The sequence below is a fragment of the Spirosoma endophyticum genome (assembly GCF_900112365.1).
Taxonomy (GTDB): domain Bacteria; phylum Bacteroidota; class Bacteroidia; order Cytophagales; family Spirosomataceae; genus Spirosoma; species Spirosoma endophyticum.
Map to the genome: position 1 here is coordinate 314856 of NZ_FOLQ01000001.1, position 18186 is coordinate 333041.

Below are 18186 nucleotides of genomic sequence, written 5' to 3' on the forward strand. Positions count from 1 at the left end.
CTTACTCACTTTTTCTGCTGGATATAGGTGTTAATGTTTTCTTCCAGAATAGACATTGGTACTGCTCCATTCGCTAAGACGACCCGGTGAAATTGCTTCAAATCGAATTTGGGGCCGAGTTCCTGTTTTGCTTTTTCGCGCAACGCTAAAATCTTCATCATCCCAATCTTGTAGGCACAGGCTTGGCCCGGCCAAACGATGTACCGTTCTACTTCTGTAGTCACCTCACCATCAGATATGCCCGTGTTGGCGATCATGTAGTCGATAGCTTGTTCGCGCGTCCATCGTTTGTAGTGAATGCCCGTATCGACCACCAGTCGAACCGCCCGAAACATTTCGGCCTGTAAGCGGCCCAGATTACCGAATGGGTCATTTTTATAAAAGCCCAGTTCGTAGGCAAGCTGTTCGCTATACAAAGCCCAGCCTTCGGTGTAGGCCGTAAATGGAATAATGGTCCGAAAAATGGGCAGCCCTTTTAACTCCGTCTGAATACCCAACTGAAAATGATGGCCAGGAATGCCCTCGTGATAAGCCAGCGTCTTCATACCATATTTCGGATGTTCAGAAACCTTCCTGAGGTTGGCGACAAAAACACCTCCCTTAGACCCATCCATGGCGGGAAGGTTATATCGCCCTCTTGCCTCACCAGCTTCTTTAAACGCAGGAGTTCGCTCAACGGAGATTGTTGCCTTTGGGCGGATGTCAAAAGCTGCGTCCAGTTCGTTACTCGCTACGTTGATAATGCGTGCATATTCGGCCAGAACCCTATTTTTTCCTTCGGGCGTTTCGGGAAAAAGAAAGCGTTCTTCTTTGCTCAATCCCTGCATGATAGGCCCGATCGATTTTGTCGTATCGGTATAACCTTCGCTTGTCAGGATGGCCCACATCTCTTTTTTGATCCGATTTACTTCCCGCAAACCAATCTGATGAACCTCCTCCGGACGTAGGTCTGTCGTTGTGTTGGTTCGCAGTTGATACCGGTAATAGGCATCGCCGTTGGGTAGTTTCCAGACCCCGTCATCGGTTGTCGCTTTGGCATACAGCCCTTCATTAAACGCAATCAGTTTTTGATAGGCTCCGAATACCGACGTCTGGATTTTATCGGCCACCTGTTTCGAATAGGACGCTTTCTCTTCGGTAGACAAGCCGTCAATTTTGGCTATTTTTTCGGTGAAATTGGTGTAGAGTGTATTCTTGGTAACCCCTCCGCTGATAAAGCCTTTCATTTCATCCAGCACCCGTTTGATCACGAACTTCGGCGGCCTGATGCCTTTTTGCTCCCTGATTTTGAGGCCTTCCAGTACCTGGTTAAACTTGGTTTCGAATCCAGATAAGCGGGCTATATAGGCCGTAATGTCGCCTTTACTCTTTAGCTTATGATTGGAAACAAGTAAGGTTGGCATAGCGCTCTGGACTCCACTCATCTGATTAAGGGGATAATCATGATAGAAGAACGCTTCTCTATCCAGTCCGCTTTTCAGGTACCAGGCGAGTATTTTTGTATTCAGTTTGTTCGCATCGGACTGGCTCCCGAAGTCGTAATCCTGAAGCGTTGCGTAGCTTTTCTTAAGTCTTTGGAAGTCGCTCCACTGGTGGGCGTCTGATACATCATCCCACTCGTCTTTGGTCAGATCATACAGGATCGGAATGCCCAGATACGTAACGGTCTCCGGACTACTCAAGGCCAGTTTTATAAATTCGCGATCATAGAATTGCCGGATACTAAAAGGGGTAAACCAGATCAGGTTAGTGAGCCATACTGAACCAATCAGTAAAATGAGCAATAATGTCCGTGATACCCAGAATTTCCAGGATCTTTTGGTAATGGTCATGTTTGAATGGATGGGTAGTTAAAGAAAGATTATTTATGAGCCATACCGCACCGATTAATAAAACGAGCAATAATCCTCGTGATGCCCAGGATGTTTTGGAAGTGGTCATATTTGTTAAAGGGAAGTTATGTATGGTGTGGATAGATAATTTCGATTGCCCTCTTTACAGGATCAGACCACTTCGTCGCAGCATGGCTTTGGGCGATGGTTCGCGGCCCCGGAATTTCTTGTAGAGTTCCATTGGCTTTTCGCTGCCACCTTTCTCCAGAATATTCTTGCGGAAACTATCGGCGGCCGCCTTGTTTTCCAGCCCCCCTTTTTCTTTGAAAAACTCAAAGGCATCGGCATCCAGCACTTCGCTCCATTTGTAGCTGTAATAGCCAGCCGAATAGCCACCGGCGAAAATATGCGCGAAAGCAGTACTGCTGGCAATCCCGTCAACATGGGGAAACAGGTTGGTAACTGAATCAACCCGATTTTCGACCGCTCCAATGGTCTCACCGGCTGGCTTCCGGCCGTGATAATACATGTCAATCAGCCCCATACGAAGTTGCCGGAGGTCACTCATACCCGCCATAAAGTTCTGACTGGCGCGAATTTTTTCAATCAGGTCACTCGGAATCACCTCACCTGTCTGGTAGTGTTTGGCAAATAATTTGAGTGCTTCGGGGTCATAGCACCAGTTTTCCATTACCTGCGAGGGTAACTCCACAAAATCCCAGGGGACGTTCGTGCCCGACAAACTCTCATACGTACCATTGGCTAACATACCATGCAACCCGTGGCCAAACTCATGAAACAACGTAGTAACTTCGTCGAATGTCAGCAATGATGGTTTGGTATCCGTAGCACGGGTAAAGTTACAGACGTTAATGACCTGCGGCCGGGTGTCCTGCCCTTTCTCAATTTTCTGTCCTTGGACATAGGTCATCCAGGCACCACTACGTTTGCCCGGACGCGGGAAGTAATCACCGTAAAATACCGCTAGAAATTTACCGTCCTTGTCAAATACGTCGAAGGTTTTCACTTCCGGATTATAGACCGGAATATCGGTACGTTCTTTAAATGTAATGCCGTAGAGTTTAGTAGCTACCGTGAAGGCACCATTCAGGACATTATCAAGCTTGAAATAAGGCTTCAATAATTCATTGTCGAGGGCATATTTTTCTTTTTTCAGTTTCTCCGAATAGTAGCTATAGTCCCAGCTTTGTAGTTTATCGTCCGTAAATCCGTGGGCTTTGGCATAGGTCGTTAGTTCGAGTAGTTGGCGTTCGGCGGCCGGGCGGGCATACGTAACCAACTCATCCAGAAAGCTCTGCACTTTTTCGCGCGAACCAGCCATTCGTTCTTCCAGCACAAAATCAGCGTGGGTTTTGTAGCCCAGCAGGTTGGCCCGTTCGTAGCGCAGATTGACCATCTTGCCGATGATTGCCGAGTTATCGTTTTTGTCGCCGTGGTAACCTCGTCCGTTATTGGCTATATATAGCTTCTGACGGAGTGCCCGGCTGTCGGCATTTTGCATGAACGGCACGTAACTGGGTGACTGCAAAGTGAATACATAGCCCTCTTGCCCATTCTTTTTAGCGGTGGATTTTGCTGCTTCGCGGACGTAATCAGGTAAACCGGCCAGGTCTTTCTCGTCGGTTATGGTCATCTTATACTCGTTGGTTTCGTTCAACACATTCTCGCCAAACTGAAGCGACAACTGCGCTATTTCCTTGTCGATAGCCCGAAGACGCTCTTTACCTGCTACGTCCAGATTCGCCCCATTACGGGCAAACAGTTTGTAGCTCTTTTCTAGCAACATACTACTTTCCGGATCCAGTTTCAGCCGGGCACGCTGCTCATAAACCGATTTAACCCGAGCGTAGAGTGTTGCATTCAGCGTAATATCATTGGTATAGTCACTCATCACTGGCGATGCCTGCTTTACAATTTTCTGAAGTTCAGGTGTAGTTTCGGAGCTATTCAGGCTGAACATGACACGGGTAACTCGTCTCAGCAAACTACCGGAGCGTTCGAGGGCAACGACCGTATTCTCGAATGTGGGCTTGTCGGGATTCGCAACAATAGCGTCGACCTCTTTTCGACCCTGAGCCAGTGCTTCCTGAATAGCGGGCAGGTAATCGGCATTAGTTATTTTGTCGTACGGCACCGTTTGGTGGGGCGTCAGGTAAGGTAACAAAAATGGATTCTGGACAACTTGGGGCTGTTGCTGCGCAACGGACGTAGTAGCGACAAGGGTCAGTACGAAACGGGTCTGCCTGAGTAATCGATTGATAAACATTTTGATCTGGGGATGAGAGGATAATTATACGAAACAATTGAAAGGCGGGTAAAATACACATAGCCACTTTTGATGACTCAAATCTCGGCTCTTTTCCAGGCAGACACTATCTGATTGGGGGCAGATATCGTCAAATTCGGGACATTGCGTCCATAGGAAGACGGTATAGTAGGAATCAGGTGTTTTTCTTCTGGCTGGCGATGAAATCGGTTGGTGTTTGCCGGTAAACTTCTTTGAAGACAGCTGCGAAATGAGACGATGTTTTGAATCCAATTGAGCCAGCCGTTTTGGTTACGGAATACCCTATACGCAATAGTTCGACGGCTTTATGGAGACGGTACTGACGTATTAAATCGGTAGGGGTTAGTTGGCTAAGGCATTGCACCTTTCGGTATAACGTTTTTCGGTTTATGGCCAGTTGATTCGCTAGCCAATTGACACTGATGGAGGGGTCTGGCAAATGCTGATCCAATAGCGAATAAATCCGAACGATAAAGTTAGGCTGTTTGCCCGGAGAGGCTACATCTTCAGGAGGCAGAATCAATGGCTGTCTATGGAAATTACCTGCGTTCGTTTTTCGAGCCATTCGCTTGTAAAATCGTGTTAGAAAGGTGTCTATGAAAGAATCTGAAGCAATGGTTTGAAGACACGTAACGGATTGCGTATCAGAAGCCTTCAACGCTAATTAATAGGCTTAATTTGCCAATATCCGGTGTTTGGACTGTTTTGAGATCGCTGTGTTACGACAAAAACCCATTGGTAGCCTGGTGCTATTGAGATGGGTGAAAGAGGAACTGCTTCAGTATACAGTAGCTGGACGTTGTTCATAAACAATATTTTTTCGTTACGAGAGTCTGGTGGTGCATCAGCCACCATGTCGATGGGTAATTCAGCGAGTGGTCTGTTGATGCGGGTGGCCTGCAAAACCGATGAACAGGCCAGTAAACCGCCGAATGAAGCCAGCAGTAAAGACCAAACTAGTAAACTTAAAAGGAAGGGTGTTTTCATGGTTAAAGGGGTAAAAGAGAGGTTTTGATTACTGATTGTACCCCGGAAGGTTTATAAAATGGTGTGGATAGACTGCCCGTTTGGGTAGGACAAAGATTGACTTCTACGGATCGTTGCCCTGTCAGATTTGGGGCATTTTATGAATTTTACTTACCAGACCTTGAACCGCTGGTCAGGGGTTTTGTACATTTTCTCACCCGGTTGCACATTGAACGCTTTGTACCAGGCATCAATATTGGTTAATGGTCCATTGCAGCGGTATTGTTCAGGTGCGTGCGGATCGGTCAGTATGTTCTGAGCCTGCGATTCGGGCAGTGTGTTAGCCCGCCAAACCTGTGCCCACGACAGGAAGAACCGCTGGTCGGGTGTAAATCCGTCAATATCGGCGTTGCCCTGACCCTGACTGGTTTTTTTGAACGCATCGTAGGCAATGGCCAGCCCGCCGAGGTCAGCTAGGTTTTCACCCAGCGTCAACTGACCGTTCACTTTGAGCGAATCAAGCACCTTGAAGCCAAAGTACTGCTCTTTTACTTTATCGGCGCGTTGCTTGAAATTGGTCGCATCATCTTTGGTCCACCAGTCACGCAGGGTGCCGTCGGCATCGTATTGGCGCCCCTGATCATCGAAGCCATGCGTCATTTCATGGCCAATCACGGCGCCAATTGCCGCGTAATTAACAGCATCATCGGCCTCAGCATCAAAGAAGGGAAACTGTAGGATAGCCGCCGGGAACGCGATTTCGTTGTTCACGGGCATATAATAAGCATTTACCGTTTGAGGTGTCATTAACCATTCCGTTTTATCCACGGGTTTGCCCAGTCGGCTAACATTGTCGGTGTACCACCACTTATTAGTAGCTACCACGTTACCGTAGAAATCGTCGCGCCGGATGGTCACGCCCTCGTAGTTTTTCCACTTGTCGGGGTAACCAATCTTACGCTTAAATGAAGTAAGCTTGGTCAGGGCGCGTTTTTTTGTGTCGACACTCATCCAGTCGACGGCGTTAATATGCTCGTTGAACGATGCTTCTAGATTATCAATCAGCACCAGAATCCGTTGCTTAGCTTCTGGCTTAAAATACTGCTGGACATAGAGTTGCCCTAACAATTCGCCCAGCGATCCGTTGATCAGATTACTACTGCGCTGCCAGCGAGGTGTTAGTTCTTTCTGACCCGACAGCACCTTGTTGAACGCAAAGTTTTGGTTCACAAACGCGTTACTCAAATACGGAGCCGCGTTTTTGAGCAGGTTCCAGCGCATATACGTTTTGAGATCTTCAACCGGAGTAGCCGTTAGCAAACTATCCATGGAATGGTAGAACGACGGACTTTGAACCAGCACGGTATCTTGTCCGCGAATGCCCAGTTTAGGCATCCAATTTGCCCAGTTGATACCGGGAGTTTGCTTCGTAAAATCAGCCACAGTCAGTTTATTGTACGTTTTGATTGGGTCGCGGGACTCTACGCGGGTCATTTGTGCGTTGGCCAGGGCTGTTTCCAGGGTCAAAATCGCGTCGACGCTGGTAGCGGCCCGACTGGGTTCTTCGCCAATCAGGGCAAACATTTTGGATAGGTTATCACGATAGGCTTCCCGGATTTTCTGGCTGCGTGCATCGTTTTTGAGGTAATAATCACGATCGGGCAACGTAGTGCCACCCTGCACAAACTGAAGTACGTTCTTGTTTACGTTTCTTCTATCCTGCGCCACAAAAAGAGAAAAAAACATTGTGCTTCCCTGGGCACGCTGATAAGCAATTTCGTTCATCAGGTCGGCTCTGCTTTTTACCTGCTCCACACGGGCAAGGTCTGCCTTGATCGGGTCGAAGCCTTTTTGCTCAATCCCCGTACTATCCATTCCGCTGGCGTAGAAATCACCCACCATCTGGTACAACCGTCCTTTTTTGGTGTTTTTGGCGGCATCTTCGAGCAACGATTTCATAGCATCGAGGCTTTTCTCGTTCAGGATATTGAAACTGCCCCACCGGGTTTTTGACGCCGGTACCGGGTTTTTCTTTAACCATTCACCGTTGGCATACTGATAAAAATCATCGCCGGGTTTCACGGCGAGGTTCATGTTCTGCCGGTCAATGAAGGGTATTTTTGGGGCGTTCGGCTGGAGTAGCCTCTTGCCGGATTTGCCTGGAGGAGTAGCGGCCATCAGGCCAGCCATCAGCATCACTGCCGAAAGAAATGTAAGTTGTTTGTTCATTGGAAAATGGGGATTGATTTGGGACGTTTTGTTAGTTTGTTAGTTCTTCCTGGCGATTGCCTGCTGACTCTTAATCCAGCTATCCATCTTAGCCTCAAAAATCGCCAGTGGCATCGGCCCGTCTTTCAGCACCTGATCGTGGAAGGCCCGGATGTCGAACCGATTGCCCAGGGCTTTCTCCGCCTTCTGGCGAATGGCCATGATTTTCAACTCACCAATCTTATAGGAAACCGCCTGTCCCGGCCAGGCAATGTAGCGCTCTACCTCCTGAATAGCCTCAGCCTCTCCGATGGGCTCGTTGGCTAAGCTGTACTGAATGGCTTGCTCACGCGTCCAGCCTTTCTGGTGAATCCCCGTATCGACCACCAGCCGGATGGCCCGGTGAATTTCGCCCTGGTAGCGGCCCAACGCCTGGAACGGATCGGTGTAAAGACCAAGCGCTTTGCCCAGACTCTCGGCATATAAACCCCAGCCTTCCGTGTAAGCGCCGTAATTACCAATTTTCTGAAAGGCAGGGAGGGCTGAATTTTCGATTTGGAGTGAAATTTGGTAGTGGTGCCCCGGAATGGCCTCGTGCAGAAACAGGTCTTCCATACCCCAGTAACTGAATTTGGCCGCATCGAGCACGGGGAAATAAAAAACGCCGGGGCGCGACCCGTCGGGTGTGCCAGGCCAATAATGAGCGGGTGACGAAGCAGCCCGGTACTTCTCGATCGGGCGAATCTCGAAGGCTGTTTTCGGAACCATGTTGAACAGACTCGATAACTGGGGCTTCATGGTCTGGTAGATCGTTTGAAACTCATTTAATACGTCTTCGTCCGTTTTATACGGAAAGAATTTAGGGTCCGTATCGATGTAGGCATAGAATGCTTTCAGGTCGCCGGCAAAACCCACCTGCTGCCTAATGCCTTCTATCGCCTGCCGAATCCGTTTTACCTCGCTCAACCCCAGGGCATGCACCTCGTCGGGCGTCATGTCTGTGGTTGTCGACGATTTAACTAAGTACGCGTACTGGGCCTTGCCGTTAGAATCGGCTTCGATGCCAACCGTTTCGCGGCACCGGGGCAGATACTCGTTCTGGAGGAACGTATAGAGCCGACTGTAAGCGGGCATAATCTGCTGCGTAATAGCGGTGGTATATGCCGTCGTCAGGCGTTGTTTATCCTCGGCCGAGAAGGTGGCGGGCATGTTTTGTACCGGCTTATAAAAGAGACTTTTCGTGACATCGTCAACGAGCATCGCTTTTATCTGGGGTAATACCTTCCCGATGACCACCTTCGGCTGCACATAATTCTGCGCCATACCGGTCCGCATGTTGGCAATGGCGGTATCGGTCTGAGCGACAAAGCCATTAATTCGCTTTAGAAAATCATCGTAGTCTTTCGCCGACTTAAACGGGTGAGCACTGGAGCCTGATCCTAACAGCGAAAAAAGTATATGGAAACCAAACATCTGGCTCATTGGTGTCAGATAGCCTGTAAATTCCATGGCTGCCAGATTAGTTGTAAGGTCGTAGCGCCGAATCTGGTAGTTGAGCTGATCCCGCTCACCGAGTTGCTTCTCGTCATAAGCTTTCAGTCCATCCAGATACCGCGTGTATAAACGCTTCATTTGATCGCGGTAGGGTTGACTGAACGTGTTTTCGAGTTGATCGTTGTAGCGGTAATCGCCTAGGTACGACGCCCTCGTTGGATTCAGCTTCAAATAATCCTCGTAATAGGCCGTCAGCAGGGACTGAAAGCCGACCGACGCAGGGGCGGGTGTTTGACCGAAGGCCAGTTGAGAGCAGGTGAACGATAACAGGAGCAGGCAAGTACGCGTGACCGCTGAAAGGAACGTGAGTTGTCTATTCATTGAGGAATTGGGAGATGGAGTCAGCAAGTTTTGCCACTTCAAAGGTCTCTCACTGTCCTCTGATGGCCTGTCGGATTCGGGGCAGATGTCGTCAGATTCGGGGCATTTTGCCCATAGAAAGAAGAAGAAAGCAACAATCAGGCGTTTTTCATGCGATTGTTGATAAATTCGGTGGGCGTTTGATGATACGTCTCTCTGAAAACAAGAGTGAAATGAGAGGGCGTATTGAACCCCACCAGGTCAGCCGTCTCTGCTACGTTATGACCCGCCTTTAACAACTCAGCCGCTTTGCGAAGCCGATACTGGCGGATCAGATCAGCCGGTGCTAATTGAATTACGCTCTGCACTTTTCGGTAAAGCGTCTTGCGGTTCATGGCCAGTTGATCGGCCAGCCAGTCCACACTAATCGAGGAATCATCCAGATGCTGATCCAGCAACCCATAAATCCGAACCAGAAAGGGATCGGTGCTTAAGGCGGGGATAGAAGCCGGGGGGCTACCGGGCGAATCCACGCCGGGCGAATCCATCGGAGCGCCGACCCCACCGGGCAAGGCAAATTGATGCCGGTAATGGTTACCTAATCGCTGCTGGCGGGTAATCAGATTGCTGAGCCGCAACTGCAACTCGTCGATGCTGAAAGGCTTGGCCAGGTAATCATCAGCTCCTTGCCGGAGGCCTTCGATCCGGCTGGGCAGAGCGGCTTTGGCCGTTAGCATCACCACCGCGATATGATCTGTATCGGGATGGTTTTTAATGCGACGGGTTAATTCATAGCCATTCATGCGGGGCATCATTACGTCCGTGATGACTATATCGGGCAGTTCAGCCAGGGTGCATTCCCAACCTGCCTGCCCATCGGCGGCCTTCATGACGTGGTAAGAAGGACTTAACTCACCCGTCAGAAACTCCTGTAGCTCGTCATTGTCTTCCACAATCAAAATTCGGGGATTCAGCTTTTCAGCTAACGGCAGTGGTATCACTGAATGCGTAATGGAAGGAGCCCCGGTCTGGCTGACTGTTGTTATACGTCCGGGAGGAATCAGGACGCGGGTACTGACGTTAGCCGACAGCGAACGAACCGGCAGTATCAGCTGGAACGTAGTGCCCACAGCCAGTTGGCTCTCCACCGTAATGGTTCCTCCCACTACGTCGGTCAATTCTTTCACAAGCGCCAATCCAATTCCGGTGCCTTGATAGACGCGGGTTTCTGATGTGTCGGCTTGATAGAACCGGTCGAAAATATGAGGTAATGTAGCTGGTGCAATGCCAATCCCGGTATCAGTCAGTTGAAGTTGCACGCCTACCATTTCCTTGCCTGCCCAAACTGGCGATACGGTTAGGGTTACCTGATCTCCCATGTCGCTGAATTTTAACGCATTTGAGAGTAGATTCATGAGGATCTTTTCCCACTTATCGGCATCGAATAAATGGTCCTGTTCCGGTAGATTGTCAGCACGAATCGTTAGCGTTATACCCTTGTGGCTGGCCGTCCGTTGAAACAGCGCCACCAGCTGGCTTATGAAGTCCGATACGTTCCCCTGATTCAGCGAGACACTCATCTGATTGGCTTCCAGCTTCGACAAATCCAGCAATTGGTTAATGAGCCGTAGTAACTGATCGGCATTGCGTTGAACCATTGTTAATATCGGCCGGTCAAACCGACTTTCCTGCAGCAGTTTCTCTATCGGTGAAATAATGAGCGCCAGGGGTGTTCGAAACTCGTGGGTAATATTGGTAACGAAGCGTGATTTAACCAGATCAAGTTCGCGAAGCTGGTCGGCCTGTTGATGGAGTTCATAGGTACGTTCAGCTACCTGAAGTTCCAGTTGTTCGTTCTGCCGGGACAATAGCTGTTGCCGTTCCTGCTGATGGGCCAGATTTCGGGCTGAGAGATTTTCAACCTCCTGTAGCCGAGCCATGAGTTGCTGATTGATCCAACCGTGTTCCAGGGCTAGCAGAAGTGACAGCGTGAGTGGGAAACACAGAAACGCAGCCAGATAAAACAGGTGAAAAAGCCATTCATGCCCATAATCAGAAATATGCAGTGCAAACAGGACTGAGGATAGCATCATAAGCCCCAGATTAGCAAATGCACCGCTGGTTACAATTCGGGCACCGGGTAATTCGCGTCGGGTAGCCACCAGTGAAAGTCGTATCAGTTCCAGAGGCAGGTAGTAATTTATTGGCCAGAACAGCCACAGAAAATCAGCTGGTAGCGGAATAAAAACGAGTCCAATACTGCCGATGGCCAGCCAACACAGCCACCCTTTGCGAAAATTGAACATCGTGTAAAACGTAAGAATCGCCATACCGGGCATCCAGACAGCCAGGTACGAACCGTAATACACCAAAATCCGCAGGCTCAGCATGTGCGTAAAATCGTTTGCCGCCATGGCCAACAAGGCAAGGGTCAGCATCAGATACATACCCGCAGCATAGAGATTGGTACGTTTGGTGCGGTGAGCAAGATAAAGACTCAAATGCAGGATAAAGAGAATAAACGAGATACCCAGTTTGAAGGTAGCCAGATAGGTGGCCTGTACAGCAACGGGTTTGAGCGCGGGTAAGGCCGTTGTTGGGAACAGCCAAAACTGAACAGCGCCCGCATCCCAGTGCAAGTATTTTGCCGTATAGATCAACCCGGACTGACAGCCAATCCGTAGAGCCAGCACGTGTTTAGAGGAGGCTTTCAAGGGTAAACTATAGGCTGAACTTGGATTGTAGGCCTGCACACGGTCGGGGTTGGTACTGATGGTACCAAACGTATACAATAACCGCCCATCCAGATAGATCTCTGACGCAACGGATTGAAACATTTTGATCATCAGGGGCGGCAAGTCGGGTCCAGTATGAATGTGCAGCCGAAGCCAGCTGATCCCTGCCTGCTGGAGTTGTGGTAACTCCCGAATGTCTTTGGTTGGGTCGATGTGGCTCCAATAGCGATCATCCAGTTGCACACTAGCCCCGTTTGGAACATCTCCGGCCTGAAATCGCCATCCATCTTTTAGCAGATAACCATCATCCGGTACCTGAGTCAGTGATACGTCGGCTGTTGGCACCTGAGCGTTAGCGATCATCAACCCCTGAATCAGGATCAATATAGCTAGTGTTACCCGAAAGAAACGGGGCCATAAGGGTTGATTCAACCTTGATTCATGCGAACAGACTCGATAGTTCATTAATTGGCTTTAGCCGACTAAAAGGGATGAGGACGCTTTTTTTCAGATTAACCAAGAAGGGCCAAAAGCAAGTATTTCTACCTAATATATTTATGTTATTTCCCTAGTAGTATGAAGTTTGGTAGATTATACTGACTAGTGGCTAAAAAGATAGCCCACTAAGATTTATGATCGATTGCTGGAGAATAGGCTACGTCCAACAGGGTTAAGGCGCATTTTCTGGTCAGTCAGCCTACAAAAAAACCCCGGCTTGTGTTCTGTCAAGCCGGGGTTTTAATGGGGTTTTGCTACGTTATTTCTTTTCAGCTGTCGCGTCGGCCTGTTTGGTAAATTCACCATTGGCTTTCACCTCTATTTCATCACTAATGATCGCTCCGGGCGTTCCTGCACCAATCCCAAAGTCCGAGCGTTTCAGCGTACCTTTCATATTGAAGCCCACCTTCTCTGACTTTCCACGCGGACCTTCATTGGTTATTGGGCCATTCATTACCACATCCAGCGTGATGGGTTTGGTAACGCCGTGTATGGTCAGGTTGCCGGTTACTTTGTATTTTTTATCACCGGCTTTCTGGAACGACTTGCTCTTGAAGCTCAGCGTCGGGAACTTGGCAGCATCAAAATACTTCTCCCCTTTCAGATCGCCGTCACGTTTTTCGTTGCCGGTATCAATGCTGTTAACATCCCCCGAAAATTCAAATACCGCGTCTGACAGATCGGGTTTGGCCGCCGTGACTTTAGCGTCGAATGTTTTGAAAAGTCCATCTACTTCCGACAGCATCATGTGCGTAACGGTGAAGCCCACTTTAGCGTGGGCTTTGTCGAGCGCCCACGTTTGGGCGTAGGACGTTGAGAGAGTGAGTAGTGCGGCAACAGATAAAACGAATGCTTTCATGGGTTTGGAAGTTAAATGAGTGAAAATGGTTTGACCTGACAATGATTGTCGATTACTAAAGTAAGAATCTTATAATCAAATACAATCATAATTAATACAAAATGGATAGTGATAGTAAGGTGATTGCCAGCCATTCCCCATTATCATTATCCATTCTTAACCATCCATCATTTATTCTCCTACTTAGGTCGTCCGCCACCCGCTGGTGCCGCCTGTGGCTGCTGACCACCGCCATCACCCCCACCATCTTTCACATCATCATTGCTTACCGAGCGGCCTTTGCGACGATTTTCTTCAAATGTCATCTTGCCAATGCGGTAGGTAAATGTCACTTTCAGGTTCGAGTTGTACAGGTGATTAACGTTCACCTGCGACAGTAGTGGCGAATTCAGCGTAGTCCGCATGGTCACCCCATTTCCAACGAAGTTCTCAGCGGCCAGCCCGATGCTGCCCCGCTTGTTGGCAACGTCTTTTCTGACGCCCACCGAGTACATGTAGAAACTACCCATTGTGCCCTGCAATTGCGGATTTGGTCCCCGAAAGAAGCTGAACACCTGCGCACTCCAGCCTTTGTCGAGCTGTAACTGACTCATTAGTCGACCGCCAATGCTGATGCCCGAGTTGTTGATGGTCACCGACTTGCCGTCGGCCCCGGCGGTGGTTCCCTGCATGTACATATAGTACCCGTCCAGGCCACCATTGATGCTCCATTTCGCCGTGATGCTGGTATTGAAGAAGACGTTGGCGCCTACGGTACGTTGCACCCCAATGTTTTGAAACGTAGTGATTATGCTTCCCGCCATTGTATCCGATGGTATCCGAATCTGCGAAATGGCGTTGTTGGTTATCCGGCCAAAAACGGCGGCATTCAGGTACGTTTTCTTGATCGTCGAACTAACACTCAGCTCCATGTTGTCGGTGAGTTCGGGGCTTAGATTCGGATTACCAACGCTGATATTCTGCGGGTTCGCCTTGTTTACGTTCGGGTTCAGTTGTTGCAGACCCGGCCGTTGAATCCGTCGGTTGTAGGCCGCCTTGAGGGTGGTGCCGCCTTTCAAACTTTTCGATACGTTAACGCTCGGCACCAGATTACTGTAGCTGGGGATGTTCAGGTTTACGTATTCGTTCGTTTCGTTTGTTGTGGAGGCTTTGGCCGATATGCCGGTGTGTTCGTAGCGCGTTCCCACCTTGAACGTGTACTTGCTGGGCGTTACGTAGGTGTATGAAATGTAGCCCGCCCCGATGTTCTGGTTGTAGATCAGCGCTCCCGCCGGGTTGGTTGGATCGTAGATCAGGTCGCCCGTGCTGCCGCCAATTTGATATTCATAGCGGCTATCAACCTTCCGCATGATGGCTTTTCCGCCAAATTCCAGCAGTTGGTTTTTCCTGATCGGTGTCTGATAATCAGTCTGGATCGTCATTTCCTGATTCGTGTTGTTGTTCAGGTTGCGCTGACGAGCGGTTAATTCCCCCGCTTGACCCAGAATATCCGCATAGAAATTGTTGACCAGACCGGTGCGGCTGTACTGCGTGGAAATGCTCCACTCCTGTTGCGGCTTAAACGTGCGGACGTAATCCAGATTCATGTCCACCGAGTTCGACAGGTCTTTCCGGTTCACATCGCGGTTGGTCATGCTCAGCAACGAGTCCATAGCGAACGTACTGGTCAACTGCGTCTGTTGCTGAATAAAATTGCGGGTGCCGTACCGGATGTTGGCCGTTAACGACTGATTCTTGGCCAGATCATAATCGAATCCGAGCGTGTACTGACCAAAAATTGGCTTATCGAAGGCCGTTGCCTGTTGACTGGTACGTAGCGATTGGGCACCCACCAGCGTCGTCTGGTCCAGCGTCGAGGAAGCCCGGTTATACATGGCCCGTCCGAAACCGCCCAGACTAATCCCCAATTTGCCCTGCCGGAATGAACCGTTCAGCCCCAGGTTAGAGGCACGAAGACCCGCCCCGGCATCGACATTCAGGGTTAAACCATGCAGTGTAATTTTTTTCGTAACGATGTTGATAATTCCGGCAGCTCCTTCGGCATCGTACTTGGCCGACGGACTGGTGATCACCTCCACCGTTTTGATCATATCGGCGGGAATTTGTTTGAGGGCGTCGGCAACACTACTCGCAACAATGGTCGAGGGTTTGTTGTTGATCAACACCCGAATATTTTGACTGCCGCGCAGGCTCACATTTCCGTCCAGATCAACCGACAGCATCGGCACGCGTTTCAGTACATCCGACGCGTCGCCCCCTTTGGAGGTCATGTCTTTATCGGCGTTGAAAACGAGCCGGTCCACTTTTTCTTCGATCAGCGCAACCTGGCCTACTACGTTCACTTCCCCCAGCGTGCGTACATCGGCGGGAAGTTTTACCGACCCCATGTTCAGCACTGTACCTTTTTCGATGGTGAACGGCTTTGAGTCCAGGTTTTTGTAGCCAATAAACGAGTACTGAAGCCGGTAATCGCCCGGTGCCAGTTTGCTCAGCGTGAAGTTCCCTTTGGCATCCGACGTAGTACCGTCGATGGGCTTATTGGTTTTCACGTTCATCAGGGCGATGGTCGCAAATTCAACCGGCTTTCCCGATGTCGAATCAACGAGCAGACCCGTTATTTTCCCATTCCCTTTCGGCGTATCATCGGCAACACCGGTAAACTCCGTTTTTTTCCGCTGACCATCCTGATTGTTCATTCCGGGAGGGCCACCCGGACCGCCACCCGGAGGGCCAAATTGAGCGTTACTTGTCTGGATTTGGGCCAGACCGCTCCAAAGTCCCAGCGTTAGTAGTAGATGTAGAAAATGCTTGTTCATCGGTATTCAGATTGAGAAATTAGTGAACAAAGCAACATTTCTTTAATTAATCCAAAAAATGCAATAGACCGGGGGGTAGAAAACGTCGGCAGATGGGCTGTTTCAGCCGACGAATGAGTTGCCGAATAGTACCAAAGTTCAGCCAGTACGCAATGGAGCCATTCGTCGGCTAAAAGGCCCAGACCATCGGGAAACTCTGTGTATGTGCCGATTAATTAAACCGCGCGTTACTTTTTACCCTAAACTTGCAGCTTTCCCGACGATTATGGCTGCCACTCTTTTATCCCGTCGCTACGTTCCCGTGCTGATTCACGTACTGGGCTGGTTTCTGATGAGCTACTTACTTTTTTTCAATCAGTCGCTTACGTCCGAGATCCAGTTTCCCCGCTTATTCTGGGTACGTCAGCTCATCTTTTTGAGCCTCATGGTCGGTGTTTTTTATCTGAACTCTCAGTGGCTGGTTCCCCGGTTGCTACTCCATGAGCAGACAGGCCGGTACGTACTATCACTAGTGGGCATCATCTGTTTTGTACTACTTGTTTTGGGGAGCGTTGAACTAGGGTTTGATTTAGCCAGGCAGATGCATCGGGCTTTTCATCCCGACGGAAAAGGGCAGCCTAAACTTTACGGCTGGATTCAACCAAGTCTGTTTACGATTCTGCTGGTTCTGGGGATCAGTACCAGTATCGCTTTACTTCAAAAATGGCAGGACGATGCGAACTTTCGCACGGCGCTGGAACAGGCTAAAACGACCTCAGAGCTTTCATTTTTGAAAGCACAGATTAATCCCCACTTCTTTTTCAATACCCTCAACAACATCTACGCGCTCACTTTACTCGACGTTGAGACCGCTCGCGAAGCCCTGCACCGACTTTCCCGGATGATGCGCTACGTCCTGTACGACACCCAGTCGGGCACTACGTTGCTGAGCAAAGAACTGTCGTTCGTGAGCGATTATATCCAGCTCATGCAACTCCGGCTCACCGATAAAGTCACCGTTACGCTCAACAAACCGGAGCCGCTGCACGATCAGCCCATTGCGCCTATGCTGCTGCTACCATTCGTGGAAAATGCCTTTAAACACGGCGTCAGTTCGGTGCATCCAAGCTCGATTACCATTTCCGTCCAGCAACAGCAGCATACCCTTTTGCTCGATGTCAGCAATACGTTGTTTCCCGAAAAAGCCCCCTCACTCGAAGTGGGCAATGGCATCGGACTGACCAACACCCGCCGACGGCTCGATCTGCTGTATCCGGGGCAGTACTCACTGGATATCAACGAGCATACGCCCGCTGACGAATACCATGTGCATTTAACCCTCAATCTGGCATGACAACGCTGACCTGCATCGCGGTAGACGACGAACCCTTGGCGCTGGGACTTGTCTGTGCGTTTATCGAAAAAACGCCTTTCCTGACCCTCGTTGGCCGCTATAGCAGTGCGGTCGAAGCGTTGCAGGGGTTGCTGTCAGCGCCGGTCGATGTTATTTTCCTGGACATTCAAATGCCCGACCTGACGGGGCTGGAGCTAGCGCGGGTGCTGGAACGTAGCAATCGGGGAGCACTGACCACGCGTATAATTTTCACAACAGCGTTCGATCAATTTGCCATTGAAGGCTTTCGCGTCGATGCGCTGGATTATTTATTGAAGCCTTTCAACTACGAGGAGTTTTTGCGGGCAGCCAGCAAGGCCCGTCAGTATTTCGAGTTGGTGCAACGTGTTGAACCCGCTCCTGCCGTGGCAACTCCGCTGACCATCCCACCCTCCGACGTAGCCGAAGATTACCTGTTTTTGAAAGTGGAATACCAGTTGGTACGTATCGCCTACAGCGACATTCTGTACATCGAAGGCTTAAAGGACTATGTGAAAGTGTACCGCCAAAGCGACCCCGACAGGGCTTTGCTATCCTTGACCAGCCTGAAAACGCTCGAAGAAAAACTCCCGCCCAAACGCTTCATGCGGGTGCATCGGTCATTCATCGTCGCCCTGGATCGGATTAGTGCCATCACCCGCAACTCCGTACAAATTGGCTCAGCCACAATTTCGGTCAGCGATCAGTACAAAGATGCGTTTAGCCACTTCATCAGCCGCTGGCTGTAGCTTTTCTGTA

The 18186-nt window shown here is 49.8% G+C and carries 11 protein-coding genes; 2 read left to right on the plus strand and 9 right to left on the minus strand.

Features of this window, described 5'->3' with window-relative positions; genetic code table 11:
- Positions 1-5 precede the first annotated feature (5 nt).
- The 9 genes from BM202_RS01260 to BM202_RS01300 all read right to left on the minus strand — a co-directional run bounded on the left by BM202_RS01260 (position 6) and on the right by BM202_RS01300 (position 16076).
- Complete coding sequence (locus BM202_RS01260) at positions 6-1832, minus strand: DUF885 domain-containing protein (protein WP_093822652.1); 1827 nt, start codon at positions 1830-1832, stop codon at positions 6-8.
- 163 nt (positions 1833-1995) lie between these two features.
- The gene (locus BM202_RS01265) at positions 1996-4119 is read right to left on the minus strand and encodes a M3 family metallopeptidase (protein ID WP_093822653.1); all 2124 of its coding nucleotides are present in this window, start codon (positions 4117-4119) and stop codon (positions 1996-1998) included.
- Positions 4120-4294: 175 nt separating this feature from the next.
- Complete coding sequence (locus BM202_RS01270) at positions 4295-4705, minus strand: helix-turn-helix domain-containing protein (RefSeq protein ID WP_093822654.1); 411 nt, start codon at positions 4703-4705, stop codon at positions 4295-4297.
- Between the two features lie 95 nt (positions 4706-4800).
- A complete protein-coding gene (locus BM202_RS36545; RefSeq protein WP_143100614.1) occupies positions 4801-5127 on the minus strand; it encodes a hypothetical protein in 327 nt (108 codons plus the stop codon).
- A gap of 150 nt (positions 5128-5277) precedes the next feature.
- Positions 5278-7335, minus strand: coding sequence for a M13 family metallopeptidase (locus BM202_RS01280; protein WP_093822656.1), 2058 nt, complete (start codon positions 7333-7335; stop codon positions 5278-5280).
- Positions 7336-7374: 39 nt separating this feature from the next.
- The gene (locus BM202_RS01285; RefSeq protein ID WP_245776477.1) at positions 7375-9189 is read right to left on the minus strand and encodes a DUF885 domain-containing protein; all 1815 of its coding nucleotides are present in this window, start codon (positions 9187-9189) and stop codon (positions 7375-7377) included.
- Positions 9190-9326: 137 nt separating this feature from the next.
- Positions 9327-12368 carry a hybrid sensor histidine kinase/response regulator transcription factor gene (locus BM202_RS01290; RefSeq protein WP_093822657.1) on the minus strand — a complete coding sequence of 1014 codons (3042 nt, stop codon included), beginning with the start codon at positions 12366-12368 and terminating at the stop codon, positions 9327-9329.
- A 292-nt stretch (positions 12369-12660) separates the two neighbouring features.
- A complete protein-coding gene (locus tag BM202_RS01295) occupies positions 12661-13260 on the minus strand; it encodes a YceI family protein (protein ID WP_093822658.1) in 600 nt (199 codons plus the stop codon).
- A 179-nt stretch (positions 13261-13439) separates the two neighbouring features.
- A complete protein-coding gene (locus tag BM202_RS01300; RefSeq protein WP_093822659.1) occupies positions 13440-16076 on the minus strand; it encodes a TonB-dependent receptor in 2637 nt (878 codons plus the stop codon).
- Positions 16077-16341: 265 nt separating this feature from the next.
- Between BM202_RS01300 and BM202_RS01305 the strand changes: the two genes are divergently transcribed.
- The gene (locus BM202_RS01305; protein ID WP_093822660.1) at positions 16342-17409 is read left to right on the plus strand and encodes a sensor histidine kinase; all 1068 of its coding nucleotides are present in this window, start codon (positions 16342-16344) and stop codon (positions 17407-17409) included.
- The gene (locus tag BM202_RS01310; protein WP_093822661.1) at positions 17406-18176 is read left to right on the plus strand and encodes a LytR/AlgR family response regulator transcription factor; all 771 of its coding nucleotides are present in this window, start codon (positions 17406-17408) and stop codon (positions 18174-18176) included. Before BM202_RS01305 ends, BM202_RS01310 begins: the two co-directional genes overlap by 4 nt.
- Positions 18177-18186 lie beyond the last annotated feature (10 nt).

Excerpts from the sequence above, each read along its gene's own strand:
- BM202_RS01260 (WP_093822652.1), bottom strand. The coding sequence starts at position 1,832 with ATGACCATTACCAAAAGATCCTGGAAATTCTGGGTATCACGGACATTA.
- BM202_RS01265 (WP_093822653.1), bottom strand. The coding sequence starts at position 4,119 with ATGTTTATCAATCGATTACTCAGGCAGACCCGTTTCGTACTGACCCTT.
- BM202_RS01270 (WP_093822654.1), bottom strand. The coding sequence starts at position 4,705 with ATGGCTCGAAAAACGAACGCAGGTAATTTCCATAGACAGCCATTGATT.
- BM202_RS36545 (WP_143100614.1), bottom strand. The coding sequence starts at position 5,127 with ATGAAAACACCCTTCCTTTTAAGTTTACTAGTTTGGTCTTTACTGCTG.
- BM202_RS01280 (WP_093822656.1), bottom strand. The coding sequence starts at position 7,335 with ATGAACAAACAACTTACATTTCTTTCGGCAGTGATGCTGATGGCTGGC.
- BM202_RS01285 (WP_245776477.1), bottom strand. The coding sequence starts at position 9,189 with ATGAATAGACAACTCACGTTCCTTTCAGCGGTCACGCGTACTTGCCTG.
- BM202_RS01290 (WP_093822657.1), bottom strand. The coding sequence starts at position 12,368 with ATGAACTATCGAGTCTGTTCGCATGAATCAAGGTTGAATCAACCCTTA.
- BM202_RS01295 (WP_093822658.1), bottom strand. The coding sequence starts at position 13,260 with ATGAAAGCATTCGTTTTATCTGTTGCCGCACTACTCACTCTCTCAACG.
- BM202_RS01300 (WP_093822659.1), bottom strand. The coding sequence starts at position 16,076 with ATGAACAAGCATTTTCTACATCTACTACTAACGCTGGGACTTTGGAGC.
- BM202_RS01305 (WP_093822660.1), top strand. The coding sequence starts at position 16,342 with ATGGCTGCCACTCTTTTATCCCGTCGCTACGTTCCCGTGCTGATTCAC.
- BM202_RS01310 (WP_093822661.1), top strand. The coding sequence starts at position 17,406 with ATGACAACGCTGACCTGCATCGCGGTAGACGACGAACCCTTGGCGCTG.